We start from the raw sequence: 15599 nt of genomic DNA, 5'->3' as shown, positions 1-15599 counted from the left end.
CACCGCATGGACTCCCTCCTCCGCCTTGCGATCGCACGCACCAAGCCCCGCCGGCCCCGCCCTCCGGGCGGACGACGCTCATTGGACGACATTCCCAGCAGCCAGCCGAAGGCCTGAACAGCGCCGTGGGCTCTCCCGGACGGATCCGGGAGAGCCCACGGCGGCGATGCACGGAGCCCGCTACTCCGCCTTGATGGCGCTGAGCATGTTGAGCCGGGCCGCGCGCCGGGCCGGCCACAGCGCGGCCAGCACCCCGACCACGGCGGCGCCGCCGAGGAAGATCGCGATCCGGTCCCACGGCAGGACCATCGTGTAGGTGTCCATGCCGCCGGCGATCAGCCGGCCCGCGGCCCAGCCGAGGAAGACCCCGAGCCCGATCCCGAGCACCGCGCCGAACAGCGAGATCAGCAGCGACTCGAACCGGACCATCCGCTTGACGTCCCGGCGGTCGAGGCCGATCGCCCGCAGCATGCCGATCTCGTGGGAGCGTTCGAAGACCGACATGGCCAGGGTGTTGATGACACCGAGGACCGCGACGATCACGGCCATCGCGAGCAGCCCGTAGAGCATGTTCAGCATCATGCTGATCATGCCGCCGGCCTCGTTGGAGATATCGGCCTTGTCCTGCACCTTGATCGCCGGGTTGTCGCCCAGCGCCTTCTCGATGGCGTCCTTGGTGGCGGCGCTCGCGCCGTCGGCGGTCTTCACCATGACCTGCGTGTCGGAGATCTTCGACAGGTGCGGGTCGAGGGTCGCGGTGTCGACGAGGACGCCGTTGAGGATGTTGTTGCCCTGGTAGATGCCGCCGACCGTCAGCGTGCCCCTGGCCTTGTCGTCATAGACGGTCGGCAGGGCGTCGCCGACCTTCCAGCCGCCGTCCTTCGCGGTCTTGTCGTCCACGACGACGGTCGTGCCGCCGAGCCCGCCGATCGAGCCGCTGGTGAAGTCGAGGTTGACGAGCTGTGCGATGGAGCGGGTGTTGACGCCGGTCACCGGGTGGTCGCCGCCGCCGAGCTCGATCCAGGCCTCCCGCATCGGGCTGGACGCGGTCACGTCGCCGAGCCCGCTCAGCGTCTTCGCCACCTCGGGGGAGAGGCCGTTGACGCGGTTGACCATGCTGATCGTGTAGTCGGCCTTGATGGAGTCCGCGGCGATCCTGTCGATGCCCTTCTGGACCGAGGTCGCGATCACCGTGAGACCGGTGATCAGCGTCAGGCCGATCATCAGCGCCGACGCGGTGGCGGCGGTACGCCGCGGGTTGCGCACCGAGTTCTGCCGGGCGAGCTTGCCGGTGACGCCGAACGGGCGCAGCAGCGGTCCCGCCGCGGCGATGACCGGACGCGACAGCAGCGGCGTCAGCACGAACACCCCGATCAGCAGCAGCCCGCCGCCGGCGCCCAGCGGCAGCTTGCCGCTGTCCATGCCCATGCCCACGCCGGCCAGCACCAGGGCGATGCCCGCACCGGTCAGCAGTGCGCCGAGGGTGTTGCGCAGCACCAGGCTCCTGGTGGTGGCCGGGGCGTGCACGCTGCTCATCGCGGCGACCGGCGCGATCCTGGACGCCCGGCGGGCGGGCAGCCAGGCGGCGAGCATGGTGACGGCGACACCGACGACCAGCGACGCCATGATCGTGCCGGGAGCGACGACCAGCGGTCCGTCCGGCATCGTCGCGCCGGTCGTGCCGAGCAGTGACCGCATGCCGACCGCGATCCCTATGCCCGTCACGAGGCCGACGACGGCGGCGGTCAGGCCGACCACGAACGCCTCGATCAGCACCGAGCGCGTCACCTGGCGGCGGCTCGCGCCGACCGCCCGCATCAGCGCCAGCTCCTTGGTGCGCTGGGCGACCAGCATGGTGAAGGTGTTGGCGATGATGAAGATGCCGACGAACAGCGCGATACCGGCGAAGACCAGCAGCCCGGTGTTCAGACCGCTCATCGCCTGGGAGATCTGCGCGGCCTCCTCGTCCGCCAGCTTCTGTCCGGTGACGATCTCGGTGCCCTCGGGCAGTGCCTTCTCGGCCTCGGCCTTGAGCACGGCCTGGCTGGTGCCGGGCGCCGCCCGGACGTCGATCTCGTCGTACTGGCCGGGCTTGGCGAAGAGCTTCTGCGCGGTGGCGGTGTCGAAGAGGACGAGGCTGCCGCCCGCCGCGACGTTGCCGTCGTCGGTGTCGAAGACGCCGGTGACGGTCTGGTGCATGACCGGCCCGTTGACGGACATCCGTACGGTGTCGCCGACCTGGAGGTCCGCGCGGTCGGCGGTCTTGCTGTCGACCGCGACCTCTTCCGGCTTCTGCGGGGCGCGGCCGTCCGTCAGCGCGTAACGGGAGTCGGTGCCGTCCTTGCCGGCCGAGTAGTTCCCGCCCCGCGTGGACCAGCCGTTGCCGATCAGCTTGCCGTCCTTGTCGGCGACGGCGGTGAACCCGGAGACGCTGCCGGTGGCCGAGGCCGCGCCGGGCAGTGCCCGCACGGTGTCCAGCTGACGCTGGGTCAGCTGCGGCCGCTCGTCCTGGCCGGCCGTGCCCGTGGACCGGGCCGCGAAGCCGGGCTTCACGGCGATGGAGACGTTCTCGTAGCTCTTGGCGGAGCTCTTCTTGAAGGCGTCGCCGATGGTGTCGGTGAAGACCAGGGTGCCGGAGACGAAGGCGACGCCGAGCATGACGGCGAGCACGGTCATCAGCAGCCTGGCCTTGTGCGCGAGGACGTTGCGCAAGGCGGTGCGGAACATGGGGATCAGTCCTGGTTCGTTCGGTCGGGCGGCGGTGCGGCGGGCGTGCGTGAGGGGCACGACGGCAGCGCGGAGGCACGGCGGAGCGGCACCACGGCAGGGCTGCGGCGCGGGCGGCCACTGAGGGGCTGGGGGAACCGGAGGCCGGAGTCGGGGGCGTGTTGGGGTGCGGAGGGGGCGGCGGGGTGCGCCCGGCTCAGCTGGTGCGGCCCTTGGCGTCGAAACGCTTCATGCGCTCCAGGACGCCGTCCGAGGTCGGGTCGTGCAGTTCGTCGACGACGCGGCCGTCGGCGAGGAAGATCACCCGGTCCGCGTAGGACGCGGCGACCGGGTCGTGCGTGACCATCACGATCGTCTGGCCCAGCTCACGCACCGAGTTCCGCAGGAAGCCGAGGATCTCGGCGCCGGAGCGCGAGTCCAGGTTGCCGGTCGGCTCGTCGGCGAAGATGATCTCCGGCTTGCTCGCCAGGGCGCGGGCGACCGCCACACGCTGCTGCTGGCCGCCGGACAGCTGGTTCGGCCGGTGCGACAGCCGGTCGGCCAGCCCCACCGTGGCGATCACCTGGGCGAGCCACTGCTGGTCGGCCTTGCGACCGGCGATGTCCATCGGAAGGGTGATGTTCTCGGCGGCGGTGAGCGTCGGCAGCAGGTTGAACGCCTGGAAGATGAAGCCGATCTTGTCCCGGCGCAACTGGGTGAGCTGCTTGTCCTTGAGCGACGCCAGTTCCGTCTCACCGATCCGCGCCGACCCGGCGGAGACCGAGTCGAGCCCCGCCATGCAGTGCATCAGCGTGGACTTGCCGGAGCCCGACGGACCCATGATCGCCGTGTACTCCGCGCGCCGGAACTCGACCGAGACACCGTCCAGAGCGACGACCCGGGTCTCTCCCTCGCCGTAGACCTTGCTGAGGTCCGTGGCACGGGCCGCCACCATCGAGGTGCGGGAAGTGGTTCCGGTGGGGGTCACGGGGCGGCTCCTGAAGTGGGGTGAACGACGACTACTCCATCGTGACGGCCGGATCCGCTCCGGGGATCAGCCCAGACTGCTGTTCCGAGGGCAGTCCTGGGAGGGACCCGGGGGGTCCGCTGTACTACTTGCGGATGACACCGGGCCCTGAGGCCCGGTGTCATCCGCCGTCAGCGTGGTCCCGGTGACGGCGCGGCGGGACTCCGGGTGGTGTCCGGGAGGCTGTCGGGCGTGATCGATTTCGCGTCATATGCGAATGACGTGTGTGCGCCATGTGAAGGCCCGGGGGCTCGCGATCCACCCCCTCAAGGCCCACTTGAGGCTGCGTCAGGTACCCCTAAAATCAGACAACATGACGCGGATCGTGCCCTGTTCGGCCCAGTAACCCCGATACGCTCGTCCTGCGTCGAGACCCCGCCCCCGCCCGGATGGTGGAACGCAGACACGGCGAGCTTAAACCTCGCTGGCCTCATGGCCGTGCCGGTTCGAGTCCGGCTCCGGGCACCTCAAAAACTCCCGTGGGGCGCCCGTCAGAAGATCCTCCTCCGGCGGTACTCCGTCTCTTTTGCTAACCCATTACCCTTGAGGCAACGCCGTAACGCGCGGCCATGGAGGAGTGAGATGAGGAGCAGCAACCCGGTCTTCTCGCGGCGAGGCTTCAGCCGCGGGGACGGATACGCGGGCTTCGGCACGCAGCAGCAGGGCGCGGCCCCGCAGGGGTCGGGAAATCCGTACGCGCAGCAGGGAAACCCGAACGCGCCGCAGGGTGGTAACCCGTACGCGCAGGGCGGCAATCCTTACGCCACGGCGGACCAGCAGCAACTCACCCCCGAGCAGCTCCAGCAGATGTACCAGGCCCCGCCGGCCGGACCCGCGCAGACCGGGCGCATGACGATGGACGACGTCGTCATGCGCACGGGTATGACGCTGGGCACCGTGATCGTCGGTGCGATCGTCGCCTGGTCCGTGCTGCCGGTGAGTACCACCAGCTACGGCCTGGCGTTCGGCGCGGCGATCGTGGCGTTCGTGCTCGCCATGGTCCAGGCGTTCAAGCGGACGCCGGTCCCCGCGCTGATCATCGGCTACGCGATCTTCGAGGGCGTCTTCCTCGGCGTGATCAGCAAGATGTACAACCAGTACTGGTCCGGGGCTCCGGTCCAGGCGGTGCTGGGCACCATGGCGGTCTTCGTCGGCATGCTCATCGCCTACAAGACCCGGCTGATCCGCGTCACCGCGCGGTACCAGCGCATCGGCATGGCGGTCGCCATCGGCTTCGTGCTGCTGATGCTGGTGAACCTGCTGTTCGTCGCGTTCGGCGCCGCTCCCGAGGGCGGTCTGCGCAGCAGCGGCCCGCTGGGCATCATCGTCGGCATCATCGGCATCGGCCTGGGCGCGTTCTTCCTGTCGCTCGACTTCAAGCAGATCGAGGACGGCGTCCGCTACGGCGCACCGCAGAACGAGTCGTGGCTGGCCGCGTTCGGCCTGACGCTCTCGCTGGTGTGGATCTACCTGGAGATGCTGCGGCTGATCTCGATCCTCAGGGATTGATCCGGCGGTAGGACTCCGTACGAGCACCTCGTACCTGACGGGCCCCCAGGAGGCAGTGCCTCCTGGGGGCCCGTCGTCGTACGCCCGGGGCTACCGGAGATTGCGGGCTGCCCGCCTCAAGTCGTATTCGTGGACGATCGCCTTGGCATGTCCGTAGGACAGGTCGTGTTCGCTGCGGAGCCAGCTGACTTTCTCGTCGAAGCGGAGGAAGGCTGGGCCGTCATCGACTGCGCGGAGCCAGTCGCGTACCTCTCGGCCGGTGCAATGGGGGATGCGGGAGAGCAGGTTCCGGTGGGTTTCCTCGGAGAAGATCTGGGACATCGGCGCCTCCGGTATACGGTGTCCGGTCATCTCACCGTGCCTGACTGTTGGGGCGTTGGCAACCATCCATGGCAGGCGGATGTGAGTGCGTGGCCGGAACACACGCCCCCGGTACGCTCGCCGACATGCTCGACTGCACTCCTTTGCGCTCCGCCGTTGACCGATTGGCGAGCCGATTTCGCGCCCTGCCCCAGAGCCGGCTGCGCGGCGGGGCCGCCGAAACCGGCCTTGAGCTGGCACGATGGCTGGCCGCGGAAGCACAGCGGCTTGAATTCCCCGGCCGGGAACCGGCCTTGATCCCGGACGACGGTGCCTTCACCGTGGGCGACCAGATCGCGGTGGCCGGGAACGACCTGGCACTGGCGCTCGAACAGCGCCCGGAGCGCGGCGAGGTGCTCGAAGCGGCCCTCGTCCGTATCGACGGGGCCGCTCGGCGTTCGGGGGTCTGACGGATCCGACAGGTCTGACGGGTCGGAGGGGTCGGACGGGGCGGGTGCGCTCAGAGGGAGGCGACGACCCGGTCGGCCAGGATGAAGATGCTCTCGTCGCCGTAGGTGAACGTCAGGGCGTACGCGCCGCCCACGGCGGAGCCGCCGAGGAGGACGGGGACCTCACCGCGCTCCAGGGCCTCGGAGAGCTGGAGGGCGGTCTCACGGTGGCCCGGGGTCATGCAGAGCGTGGTGCCGTCCGCGAAGACGTACACGTCCAGCGTGCCGAGCGGGCCCGGGCGGACGTCGGAGAGCGGTATGCGGCCCTCGGCGAGGTCGGTGAGGCGCTCGGCGGTCTGGTCCGGGTTGGCGACGACGGAGGGGCTGGGGGCGCTGTGCAGATCCGGGAAGTCCGGGTAGTCGGCGTGGTCCTGCGCCGCCGAGGGGTGCGGGAAGAAGCCCGGCGCCGGGAGGGCGAGCTCGGACTCCAGCCCGGCCAGATCGGACTGCCGGGGCAGGAACGGCAGCACCGTCGGGATCTCGTACTCGGCGTAGTCGGTGCCCGCGGCGGGCATGCCGCCACGGAAGAACGAGGTGTCCGCGGACTCGCGGGCTTCCTGCTCGGCCCAGAAGGCCCGCGCCTCGGCGAGCTCACGCTCCCGCTCGTCGGCGAGCGCGTCCGCGACGGCGGCGCGTATCTCGTCGGCGGGAACCGGCCGGGCAGCCGGTACGGCGGCGGTGCCGGCGAGCGCGAGATCCCCGCGCAGGGCGGCGAGCTCACGGCGCAGGCCGCGGGCGGACAGCAGGGCGGCGGAACCTAGGGCCACGGCGATGACCGCGACCACCAGCAGGATGGAGAACAGGGCGCTCACAGACGTACTCCCGACTGACGTGATCCCGAGCGATGCCCACTGGAGAGTGGACGAAACATCCCCCACACATCACTGTGCCTGTAAACCTCTCCCCTTCGCAGTGCGGAACGTCACGAAATGGACGGGTCTGAGGTCCTGGGCCATCCGGGTGATGCCGCCCTGACCTGCGAAAACGAGCCGCCCCCGGGCTCGTATAACAACCCGGGGGCGGTTCGATTGCGACTTAGATCACACGCCGTGACGGCGAAAGAGTTACGAGTGGATCAGCTCAGGCGCTCGATGACCATCGCCATGCCCTGGCCGCCGCCGACGCACATCGTCTCCAGGCCGAACTGCTTGTCGTGGAACTGCAGCGAGTTGATCAGCGTGCCGGTGATGCGGGCGCCGGTCATGCCGAACGGGTGGCCCACGGCGATCGCGCCGCCGTTGATGTTCAGCCGGTCAAGGTCCACGCCGAGGTCGCGGTAGGACGGGATGACCTGCGCGGCGAACGCCTCGTTGATCTCGACCAGGTCGATGTCGCCGATGCCCAGGCCGGCCCGCTTGAGCGCCTGCTTCGACGCCTCGACCGGGCCGTAGCCCATGATCTCGGGGGAGAGGCCGGAGACACCGGTGGAGACGACGCGGGCGAGCGGGGTGATGCCCAGCTCGCGGGCCTTCACGTCGGACATGACCACGAGGGCCGCGGCGCCGTCGTTGAGCGGGCAGCAGTTGCCCGCGGTGACCGTGCCGTCGGGGCGGAAGACCGGCTTGAGGCCCTGGACGCCCTCCAGCGTGACGCCCGCGCGCGGGCCGTCGTCCTGGGAGACGACCGTGCCGTCCGGCAGCGTGACCGGGGTGATCTCGCGCTCCCAGAAGCCGTTCTTGATGGCGGCCTCGGCGAGGTTCTGGGACCGTACGCCGAACTCGTCCTGGTCGGCGCGGGTGACACCCTTGATCGCGGCGAGGTTCTCGGCGGTCTGGCCCATCGAGATGTACGCGTCCGGGATCAGCCCGTCCTCGCGCGGGTCGTGCCACTCGCCGCCGCCCTTCTCGGCGCGGCCCAGCGTGCGCAGCTCGGCGTCGGCGAAGAGCGGGTTCTTGGTGTCCGGCAGGCCGTCGGAGCTGCCTTTGATGCTGCGCGAGACCATCTCGACACCGGCCGAGACGAAGATGTCGCCCTCGCCGGCCTTGATGGCGTGCATCGCCATCCGGGTCGTCTGGAGCGACGACGAACAGTAACGGGTGACCGTGCAGCCCGGCAGGTGGTCCATGCCCATCTGCACGGCCACGATGCGGCCGAGGTTGTAGCCCTGCTCGCCGCCGGGCAGACCGCAGCCGAGCATCAGGTCGTCGATCTGCCGCGGGTCCAGCTCCGGGACCTTCGCGAGCGCGGCCTGGATGATCGTGGCGGTCAGGTCGTCCGGGCGCAGATCCTTGAGGGATCCCTTGAAGGCGCGTCCGATGGGGGATCGGGCGGCTGAGACGATCACGGCTTCGGGCATCGCGACACACACTCCTCGTCGAGGCGGCAGGACTCTCTGGGAAGTTACCTGCACGTATCGCGAGGAGTCACGGGCTGTGGGCTGTGACACGGGACTCTTTCTGAGCGCGCGCTTAGCCCAGCCCCCTCCGTACTCGCTCCGGCCGGTGCGTGGGCGCCGGCCGGAGCGGCTCCGTCAGCTCCGTCAGGCCGACGACGGCTGGCTGGACGCCGGTTCGGCCGTGTGCGGCAGCCGCTGGCGGCGGCGGTGCTTGAGCAGCGCCCAGCGGCCGCGGGGCCCGGCCACGGTGTGCATCGCCGCGACGACCTCGGTGCCGCCCTCGGACGCGGCCTCCACGGCGGCCTGCGCCACCGGCAGGAAGCTCTCGCCGCGCTGCGCGTCCGGATGCTCGTCCGCCTCGGGCCACACGCCCAGGGAGGCACACAGCGTCGGGAGCATCGCCATGGCCGCCGTCGCGTACCCCTCCGCGGAGGGGTGGTAGTTGTCCGGGCCGAACATCTCCCGGGGATGGGCCTCGAACTCCGGTCCGAGCAGATCGCCCAGCGAGACCGAACGGCCGCCGAGCCCGACCACCCCTATGGTCTGCGCGGCGGCCAGCTGGCGGCTCATCCGGCGCGCCAGCCAGCGCAGCGGCTGGTACACCGGCTCCACGGAGCCCAGGTCGGGACAGGTACCGACGATCACCTCGCTGCCCGCCTCGCGCAGCCGGCGGACCGCGTCCGACAGCAGCCGGACGGACTTGGCGGGCGGCATCCGGTGCGTCACGTCGTTCGCGCCGATCATGATCACGCAGACGTCCGGGGGCGGTGCGCCCACGTCGAGCAGCAGCGCGACCTGGCGCGCCAGGTCGCTGGACTGCGCCCCGGGATTCGCCACGTTGACCAGGGTGACGGGCCGCTCCGCGACCGCCGCGAGCCCGGAGGCGAGCAGCGCGCCCGGGGTCTCGCGCGCCCGGTGCACGCCCTGCCCCGCCGCCGTCGAGTCGCCGAGGAAGCCGAGCCGGAGCGGAACTTCACCCGTACGGTGCGAAAAAGCCGACCCGTATCTTCCGTCGGCGCGCGGCGGTACGTCGTCGGAGCCGCCGACCGTCCGTTTGGCCAGGCTCACCTCGGCCAGCAGTACCCCCACGGCCGCCCCGCCGAGCAGACTGATCCCGCCGCCGCCGTATGCGGCCGCGGTCGCGATCCGCCGTGCCACCCTCGCCCTCGACATCGAGCCCGCTCACCTCCCGTGCTTTTGTGCGTACAACACCTTGTTGCCCCGTGACACGCCCACTGCAACGTGCCGTAGTGGTGATCGATCGACATTAGGGGGGAGGAGGGGAGAAGCGATCGAGGCACGGACGAGCTGAGAGTCGGCGCGTTAGGCCATAGGCTTGCCGCACATTCACGGAGAACCCGGAGACAATGGTGCAGTTCCACGACTCGATGATCAGCCTCGTCGGCAACACCCCGCTGGTGCGGCTCAACAACGTGACCGAGGGCATCCAGGCGACCGTCCTGGCCAAGGTCGAGTACTTCAACCCCGGAGGCTCGGTCAAGGACCGCATCGCGGTCCGGATGATCGAGGCCGCGGAGCAGAGCGGTGAGCTGAAGCCCGGCGGCACGATCGTCGAGCCGACCTCCGGCAACACCGGTGTCGGCCTCGCGATCGTCGCCCAGCAGAAGGGCTACCACTGCATCTTCGTCTGCCCGGACAAGGTGTCGCTCGACAAGATCAACGTACTGCGGGCGTACGGCGCGGAGGTCGTGGTCTGTCCGACCGCCGTCGACCCCGACCACCCGGAGTCGTACTACAACGTCTCCGACCGGCTGGTGCGCGAGACCCCCAACGCGTGGAAGCCGGACCAGTACAGCAACCCGAACAACCCGCTGTCGCACTACCACTCCACCGGCCCCGAGCTGTGGGAGCAGACGGAGGGGCGGATCACGCACTTCGTCGCGGGCGTCGGCACCGGCGGCACCATCTCCGGCACCGGCCGCTACCTCAAGGACGCCAGCGAGGGCCGCGTCCAGGTCATCGGCGCCGACCCCGAGGGTTCGGTGTACTCCGGCGGCTCCGGGCGTCCGTACCTGGTCGAGGGCGTCGGTGAGGACTTCTGGCCGACCGCCTACGACCGTGAGGTCGCGGACGGCATCGTCGCCGTGTCCGACAAGGACTCCTTCCAGATGACCCGCCGCCTCGCCAAGGAGGAGGGGCTGCTCGTCGGCGGCTCCTGCGGCATGGCGGTCGTCGCGGCGCTGCGCGTCGCGGAGAAGCTCGGCCCGGACGACGTCGTCGTCGTCCTGCTGCCGGACTCCGGCCGCGGCTACATGTCGAAGATCTTCAGCGACGAGTGGATGGCCTCGCACGGCTTCCTCGACGAGGGCACCGGCCAGGCCAGCGTCGCCGACGTGCTGGAGCACAAGGGCGGCGGCATCCCGCAGCTCCTGCACATGCACCCGGAGGAGACCGTCGGCGAGGCGATCGACGTGCTCCGCGAGTACGGCGTCTCCCAGATGCCGATCGTGAAGCCGGGCGCCGGTCACCCGGACGTGATGGCGGCCGAGGTCATCGGCTCCGTCATGGAACGCGACCTCCTGGACGCGCTGTTCGCCAAGCGCGCCACGCTGGGCGACCCGCTGGAGAAGCACATGAGCGGCCCGCTGCCGCAGGTCGGCTCCGGCGAGCCGGTCTCCGACCTGATGAAGGTCCTGGGCACCAAGTCCGACGCGGCGATCGTCCTCGTCGAGGGTAAGCCGACCGGCGTCGTGAGCCGCCAGGACCTGCTCGCCTTCCTGGCCAAGTAACCGACGGAGCCCCGGCGCCCGTCCGGCCCGGCATGATGCGGCCCCCCTGCCCGGACCGGGCAGGGGGGCCGTTCCGGCTGTTCATCCAGGGATTCGAAAGTGCTACACCGGCGTCACGCGGCCGCAGCACGCGCTTAACACGGGTCGGGCACATTGGTGTTCGCCGGGAAGAGAAGCCCGGCGACACAGGATGTGGCACCCAGGAACTCCGGAGCGGCTCCCGGACCTCTGAGGTGACCCTCCCTGGACGTGATGTCTGGTCCTGACCCGGCCCACGTCCGATGCGGGGACCGCCGTCGTCCCGCCCCCCGGGTGACCGGGGGTGCGGCGGTCCCCGCTCCCATTTCTTCCGCGGGTTCCCGGGTTCCCTGCGCCGTCCGCCCGGCTTCCCGTTTGCGCGTCTGCCCTGCCGCCCGGCTTTCCGGCGCGGGCCGGCGATTACTCCCAGTCGCCGTCGGACTTCCGGCGGCGCTCGCCGCGTTCGCCCGTGAAGATGTGGCCGAGGGACTGGGCGACGTTCACGCCCACGATGCCGGCCCAGGTGATGAACAGTCCGGCGGTCCCCGCGTTGACCACACCGATCGCGGAGAGCGGGATCGCGGCGATCATCGTGAAGCCGGCGAAGCCGTAACGGGCGAAGCGCGCGTTGGGCTCCGGCGTGCCGGGGCTGCGGCCGGCCCGGGCGAAGGAGGTCTGCTGCTCGGCCAGTTGGCGGCGGACCCGCTGCTCGACATGGCTGTCGAGGCGCTGGTCCACTTTCTCCATGAACGAGTCGACCAGTTCCGACTCGTACTCCGCACCGAGGTCCTTGCGGGCCTGAAGGGTGGCGGCGAGTTCTTTTTTGAGTTCCGGGTCGCGGGCGTCCATGACGCCACCGTACGGAGCCCGGCGGCGTCAGGCACTGGGGGAAACCCCCGATTCTTTTCGGGGGTGCCCCCTCCCAGCGGGCGATGCGTAGAGTCGCGGTGCTACTGCGCTGCGAGCGCCGTCGAGCCCGGTCCAGCCCGGACGAGCCCGGTCGAGCCCGCCGGGCTCGGCTCTCGGCTCTCGGATAGAGACATTCAGAGGAGCACACCCGTGCCGCTGTCACCCGTCCCCTCCTTGCTGACGGCCCTCACCGCGTCCGACGGCGCGGACCGGCCCGATGCCGTGACCGTCGCGGGGCGGTCCTGCTCGTACGAGGAGCTGCTCGGCGCGGCGGGCGCGGTCGCGGCGCGGGTGACGGGGGCGCCGGCGTTCGCGGTGCGGGCGACGGCGTCGCTGGAGACGGTGGCCGCCGTGGTGGGCGGGCTGCTGGCCGGAGTGCCCGTGGTCCCGGTGCCGCCGGACTCCGGGCCGTCCGAACAGAACCACATCCTGGGGGATTCGGGCGCGGCGCTGCTCCCCGTCGACTTCGACGAGCGCGCTGGCTGGAGCGGCCCGGAGCCGGGGCCGAAGGAAGCCGCGCTCATCCTCTACACCTCGGGAACGACGGGCTCGCCGAAGGGCGTCGTGGTCTCGCGCGGCGCGATCGCCACCGACCTCGACGCGCTCGCCGGGGCCTGGGAGTGGACCGCCGGGGACACCCTGGTGCACGGCCTGCCGCTGTTCCATGTGCACGGCCTGGTGCTGGGCGTGCTCGGCGCGCTGCGCACCGGCAGCCGGCTGGTGCACACCGGACGGCCGACACCGCAGGCCTACGCGGCGGCCGGCGGCAGCCTCTACTTCGGCGTGCCGACGGTCTGGTCGCGGGTGGTGCGCGACCCCGCCGCCGCGCGGGCGCTGACCGGCGCCCGGCTGCTCGTCTCGGGCAGCGCCCCGCTCCCCGCGCCCGTCTTCCGGGACCTGGAGACGCTCACCGGGCAGCGTCCCGTGGAGCGGTACGGGATGACGGAGACGCTGATCACGATCAGCACGCGGGCGGCCGGTGAACGCCGCCCCGGCTCGGTCGGGCTGCCGCTGCCGGGAGTGGAGACCCGGCTGGTGGACGAGGACGGCGGGCCCGTCCCGTACGACGGGTCCACGGTCGGCGAGCTGCAGATCCGTTCCGGCACGCTCTTCGACGGCTACCTCGGCCGTACGGAGGCCACCGCCGCCTCGTACACCGCCGACGGCTGGTTCCGCACCGGTGACATGGCGATGGCGGAGCCGGACGGCATGCACCGGATCGTCGGCCGCGCCTCGACCGACCTCATCAAGTCCGGCGGCTACCGCATCGGCGCGGGCGAGGTGGAGAACGCGCTGCTCGACCACCCCGCGGTCCGGGAGGCGGCGGTGGTGGGCGCACCGCACGAGGACCTGGGCCAGGAGATCGTCGCCTTCGTCGTCGCGGACGGGGTGACCGAGGCCGAACTGATGGACTTCGTCGCCGGGCATCTGTCGGTGCACAAGCGGCCGCGCAAGGTCCGGTTCCTGGACGAGCTGCCGCGGAACGCGATGGGCAAGCCGCAGAAGGGGCGGCTGCCTCCGGTGTAGGCGCCATGCGTGGCCGCGCAGGCGGCCGGTTCCGGTGCGTCCGGTGGACACTCCTTGCCAATGCTGCATGGATTCATGCAGAGTCAACGACGACTGAATAGGCCAGGAGGACGTTGATGGGTACGACGGAGGACGGGGGCGACGCCGAGGAGGCGGGCGCCGGCGTCGGTGCGGGCCTGGGCGCGGTTCCGGGTGCGGGCCTGGGAGCAGGTGCCGGTGAGGGTGCGGCCGAGGGCGCTTCGGCGCGGCTGCTGAAGCTGTTCGAGTCGCACCGGCTGACCCCGACGCAGCGCCGGATCGCCCACTGCCTGGTGCGCCGGTCGGCCGACGCGCCGTTCCTGTCCAGCGTCGAGGTCGCCGAGCTCGCCGGCGTCAGCCAGCCGTCCGTCACCCGCTTCGCCGTCGCGCTCGGCTTCGACGGCTACCCGGCGCTCCGCCGCCACCTGCGCGAGGTCGCGCCGGTACGGCCCGGCCCCGAGGCCGCCCCGTACAACGAGTACCAGCAGGCCGTGCACGCCGAGATCGAGAACCTCCGGCACCTCGCCGCCCTCCTCGCCGACCCCGCGCCCGTCGCCCGCGCCGGCGCGGTGCTCGCCGCGTCCCGGCCGCTGCCCGTCCTCGGCCTGCGCGCGGCGGGCGCGCAGGCGCGCGGCTTCGCGTACTTCGCCGCGAAGGTCCACCCCGACGTCCGGCTGCTCGACGAGGGCGGCACGATGTTCGCCGACCGCGTCGACGGCGCGGTACGGGCGGGCGCGAGCGCGCTGCTCTGCTTCGCGCTGCCACGGCATCCCCGCGAGGTCGTCGAGGCCCTGACGTACGCGCGCCACGCCGGTCTGACGGTCGTCACGGTCGCCGACAGCGCCTTCGCCCCGGTCGCCGCCTGCTCCGACCTGCTGCTGCCTGCCGCGGTGGGTACCGGGCTCGCCTTCGACACGGCGTGCGCCCCGATGCTGCTCGGACGCGTCCTGCTGGAGTCGATGTGCGACCACCTGCCGGACGCCCAGGCGAGCCTGGAGGAGTTCGACGCGCGGGCGGCGGCGCGGGGGCTGTTCACCGACTGAACCGGGACCGAACCGTCCCGTTGTTCCTCCGACCGCATTCCTCATGAAATTCTGAGGATCGCTGACTACCCTCCCGTGCAACTGGACACGGTGCATCGGAGGAGGACGGTCGTGGCACGCGGGGCTTACACGCTGGCTCGGGTGGGGGTGCTGGTGCGGGCCGCTGCGCGCTGGCTGTTTTGGCTGGGTGCGCTGGCCGCCGTGGGAGGCGTGTTCGTCCCCGGCCTGACCGGCCGCCGGATCGGGATACTCGGCGGCGCCGCCCTCTTCATCGTCGCGGCGGTCCTCGCTTTCGCGGTACGGCGCGGGCGCTACGTCGCGCTGGGCGCGGACGCCACGCGCGCCGGCAAGTCCGTCTTCCTGCAGGACCGCCGGGTGACGGCGCGGATCTGGGTCCGCGGCCACCGGTGGTGGCTGCTCGCGGCGTTCGCTCTTGCCGCGGCGTCCACGCTGGTCGCTTCTTCCGCGGGGGGAATGCTGCTGGCGGGGGCCGGGGCGGGACTCTGGGTGAAGTCGCTGTGGTTCGAGCGGCTGGAGCGGTCGCGGGACGTGCGGTATTGGGTGCGGCCGGAGTCGTCGGCGGCGGCGTACGAGACGACGGGGTTCTTGGCGGGGCGGTAGTTCACGGGCCGGGTCGGGGGCCGGGTCCTGCGGTGCGGGGCTTCGGAATCGACTGTTTACGGTCCCCCAGCCTTCGGCCGGGGGTGCCCCCAGAGGCTCACACATAGCTCGGCAGCATTTCGCAACCCCACCCCTCCGGCCCCGACCCCCCCAACCCCACCCGACCCTCCGAGCGTGGCCCCGTGCGGGTTCGGCGCCAGCTCGGGCCCCTGCCCTGCGGACCCCGTCCCACCCTTCTACGCGCCGTAGTGCGCCGGGCAGTGGCAGCCTGAGCCCCCGCCCCCGCGGCCCCCGAACACCTGACGGCCGATCGCGGCAGCGTCTCGG

The 15599-nt window shown here is 71.2% G+C and carries 13 protein-coding genes and 1 tRNA gene; 7 read left to right on the top strand and 7 right to left on the bottom strand.

The window, feature by feature from the left end; genetic code table 11:
* Positions 1 to 180: 180 nt before the first annotated feature.
* Together C6N31_RS26715 and C6N31_RS26710 are read right to left on the bottom strand one after the other, a co-directional pair.
* Positions 181 to 2727 carry an ABC transporter permease gene (locus C6N31_RS26715; RefSeq protein ID WP_138356102.1) on the bottom strand — a complete coding sequence of 849 codons (2547 nt, stop codon included), beginning with the start codon at positions 2725 to 2727 and terminating at the stop codon, positions 181 to 183.
* A 196-nt stretch (positions 2728 to 2923) separates the two neighbouring features.
* Positions 2924 to 3661, bottom strand: coding sequence for an ABC transporter ATP-binding protein (locus C6N31_RS26710; protein ID WP_138356138.1), 738 nt, complete (start codon positions 3659 to 3661; stop codon positions 2924 to 2926).
* A gap of 455 nt (positions 3662 to 4116) precedes the next feature.
* On the opposite strand from C6N31_RS26710, the gene C6N31_RS26705 reads away from it, so the two are divergent.
* Positions 4117 to 4198: transfer RNA gene (locus C6N31_RS26705), tRNA-Leu, on the top strand.
* A 117-nt stretch (positions 4199 to 4315) separates the two neighbouring features.
* Positions 4316 to 5242, top strand: coding sequence for a Bax inhibitor-1/YccA family protein (locus C6N31_RS26700; RefSeq protein WP_138356103.1), 927 nt, complete (start codon positions 4316 to 4318; stop codon positions 5240 to 5242).
* Between the two features lie 90 nt (positions 5243 to 5332).
* On the opposite strand, the gene C6N31_RS26695 is transcribed toward C6N31_RS26700, so the two are convergent.
* Positions 5333 to 5563, bottom strand: a complete 231-nt coding sequence (locus C6N31_RS26695) for a DUF4287 domain-containing protein (protein ID WP_138356104.1) — start codon at positions 5561 to 5563, stop codon at positions 5333 to 5335.
* Between the two features lie 89 nt (positions 5564 to 5652).
* On the opposite strand from C6N31_RS26695, the gene C6N31_RS26690 reads away from it, so the two are divergent.
* On the top strand, positions 5653 to 6012 hold the full coding sequence (locus C6N31_RS26690) for a hypothetical protein (protein ID WP_381584789.1): 360 nt from the start codon (positions 5653 to 5655) through the stop codon (positions 6010 to 6012).
* A 50-nt stretch (positions 6013 to 6062) separates the two neighbouring features.
* Here C6N31_RS26690 and C6N31_RS26685 read toward each other — a convergent pair whose 3' ends face one another.
* From C6N31_RS26685 to C6N31_RS26675, 3 genes are all read right to left on the bottom strand, one after another.
* On the bottom strand, positions 6063 to 6863 hold the full coding sequence (locus C6N31_RS26685) for a hypothetical protein (protein WP_138356105.1): 801 nt from the start codon (positions 6861 to 6863) through the stop codon (positions 6063 to 6065).
* 263 nt (positions 6864 to 7126) lie between these two features.
* On the bottom strand, positions 7127 to 8347 hold the full coding sequence (locus C6N31_RS26680; protein WP_138356106.1) for an acetyl-CoA C-acetyltransferase: 1221 nt from the start codon (positions 8345 to 8347) through the stop codon (positions 7127 to 7129).
* A 183-nt stretch (positions 8348 to 8530) separates the two neighbouring features.
* Complete coding sequence (locus C6N31_RS26675) at positions 8531 to 9559, bottom strand: SGNH/GDSL hydrolase family protein (RefSeq protein ID WP_138356107.1); 1029 nt, start codon at positions 9557 to 9559, stop codon at positions 8531 to 8533.
* Positions 9560 to 9756: 197 nt separating this feature from the next.
* On the opposite strand from C6N31_RS26675, the gene C6N31_RS26670 reads away from it, so the two are divergent.
* Entirely contained in the window at positions 9757 to 11136 is a 1380-nt protein-coding gene (locus C6N31_RS26670; protein WP_138356140.1) for a cystathionine beta-synthase, read from the top strand.
* Positions 11137 to 11574: 438 nt separating this feature from the next.
* Here C6N31_RS26670 and C6N31_RS26665 read toward each other — a convergent pair whose 3' ends face one another.
* Positions 11575 to 12003, bottom strand: coding sequence for a hypothetical protein (locus C6N31_RS26665; RefSeq protein WP_138356108.1), 429 nt, complete (start codon positions 12001 to 12003; stop codon positions 11575 to 11577).
* Between the two features lie 210 nt (positions 12004 to 12213).
* Between C6N31_RS26665 and C6N31_RS26660 the strand changes: the two genes are divergently transcribed.
* The 3 genes from C6N31_RS26660 to C6N31_RS26650 all read left to right on the top strand — a co-directional run bounded on the left by C6N31_RS26660 (position 12214) and on the right by C6N31_RS26650 (position 15272).
* The gene (locus C6N31_RS26660; protein WP_244809203.1) at positions 12214 to 13590 is read left to right on the top strand and encodes an acyl-CoA synthetase; all 1377 of its coding nucleotides are present in this window, start codon (positions 12214 to 12216) and stop codon (positions 13588 to 13590) included.
* A gap of 116 nt (positions 13591 to 13706) precedes the next feature.
* Positions 13707 to 14651 carry a MurR/RpiR family transcriptional regulator gene (locus C6N31_RS26655; RefSeq protein ID WP_138356109.1) on the top strand — a complete coding sequence of 315 codons (945 nt, stop codon included), beginning with the start codon at positions 13707 to 13709 and terminating at the stop codon, positions 14649 to 14651.
* 111 nt (positions 14652 to 14762) lie between these two features.
* A complete protein-coding gene (locus tag C6N31_RS26650) occupies positions 14763 to 15272 on the top strand; it encodes a hypothetical protein (protein ID WP_138356110.1) in 510 nt (169 codons plus the stop codon).
* Positions 15273 to 15599: the final 327 nt, after the last annotated feature.

Source organism: Streptomyces fildesensis (assembly GCF_016107395.1).
Taxonomy (GTDB): domain Bacteria; phylum Actinomycetota; class Actinomycetes; order Streptomycetales; family Streptomycetaceae; genus Actinacidiphila; species Actinacidiphila fildesensis.
This window is presented reverse-complemented; position numbering and strand designations above follow the sequence as displayed.

What these genes read in the sequence shown, in the direction of transcription:
- C6N31_RS26700 (WP_138356103.1), top strand. Translation starts at nt 4,316, where the DNA reads ATGAGGAGCAGCAACCCGGTCTTCTCGCGGCGAGGCTTCAGCCGCGGG.
- C6N31_RS26675 (WP_138356107.1), bottom strand. Translation starts at nt 9,559, where the DNA reads ATGTCGAGGGCGAGGGTGGCACGGCGGATCGCGACCGCGGCCGCATAC.
- C6N31_RS26665 (WP_138356108.1), bottom strand. Translation starts at nt 12,003, where the DNA reads ATGGACGCCCGCGACCCGGAACTCAAAAAAGAACTCGCCGCCACCCTT.
- C6N31_RS26710 (WP_138356138.1), bottom strand. Translation starts at nt 3,661, where the DNA reads ATGGTGGCGGCCCGTGCCACGGACCTCAGCAAGGTCTACGGCGAGGGA.
- C6N31_RS26655 (WP_138356109.1), top strand. Translation starts at nt 13,707, where the DNA reads ATGGGTACGACGGAGGACGGGGGCGACGCCGAGGAGGCGGGCGCCGGC.
- C6N31_RS26695 (WP_138356104.1), bottom strand. Translation starts at nt 5,563, where the DNA reads ATGTCCCAGATCTTCTCCGAGGAAACCCACCGGAACCTGCTCTCCCGC.
- C6N31_RS26715 (WP_138356102.1), bottom strand. Translation starts at nt 2,727, where the DNA reads ATGTTCCGCACCGCCTTGCGCAACGTCCTCGCGCACAAGGCCAGGCTG.
- C6N31_RS26680 (WP_138356106.1), bottom strand. Translation starts at nt 8,347, where the DNA reads ATGCCCGAAGCCGTGATCGTCTCAGCCGCCCGATCCCCCATCGGACGC.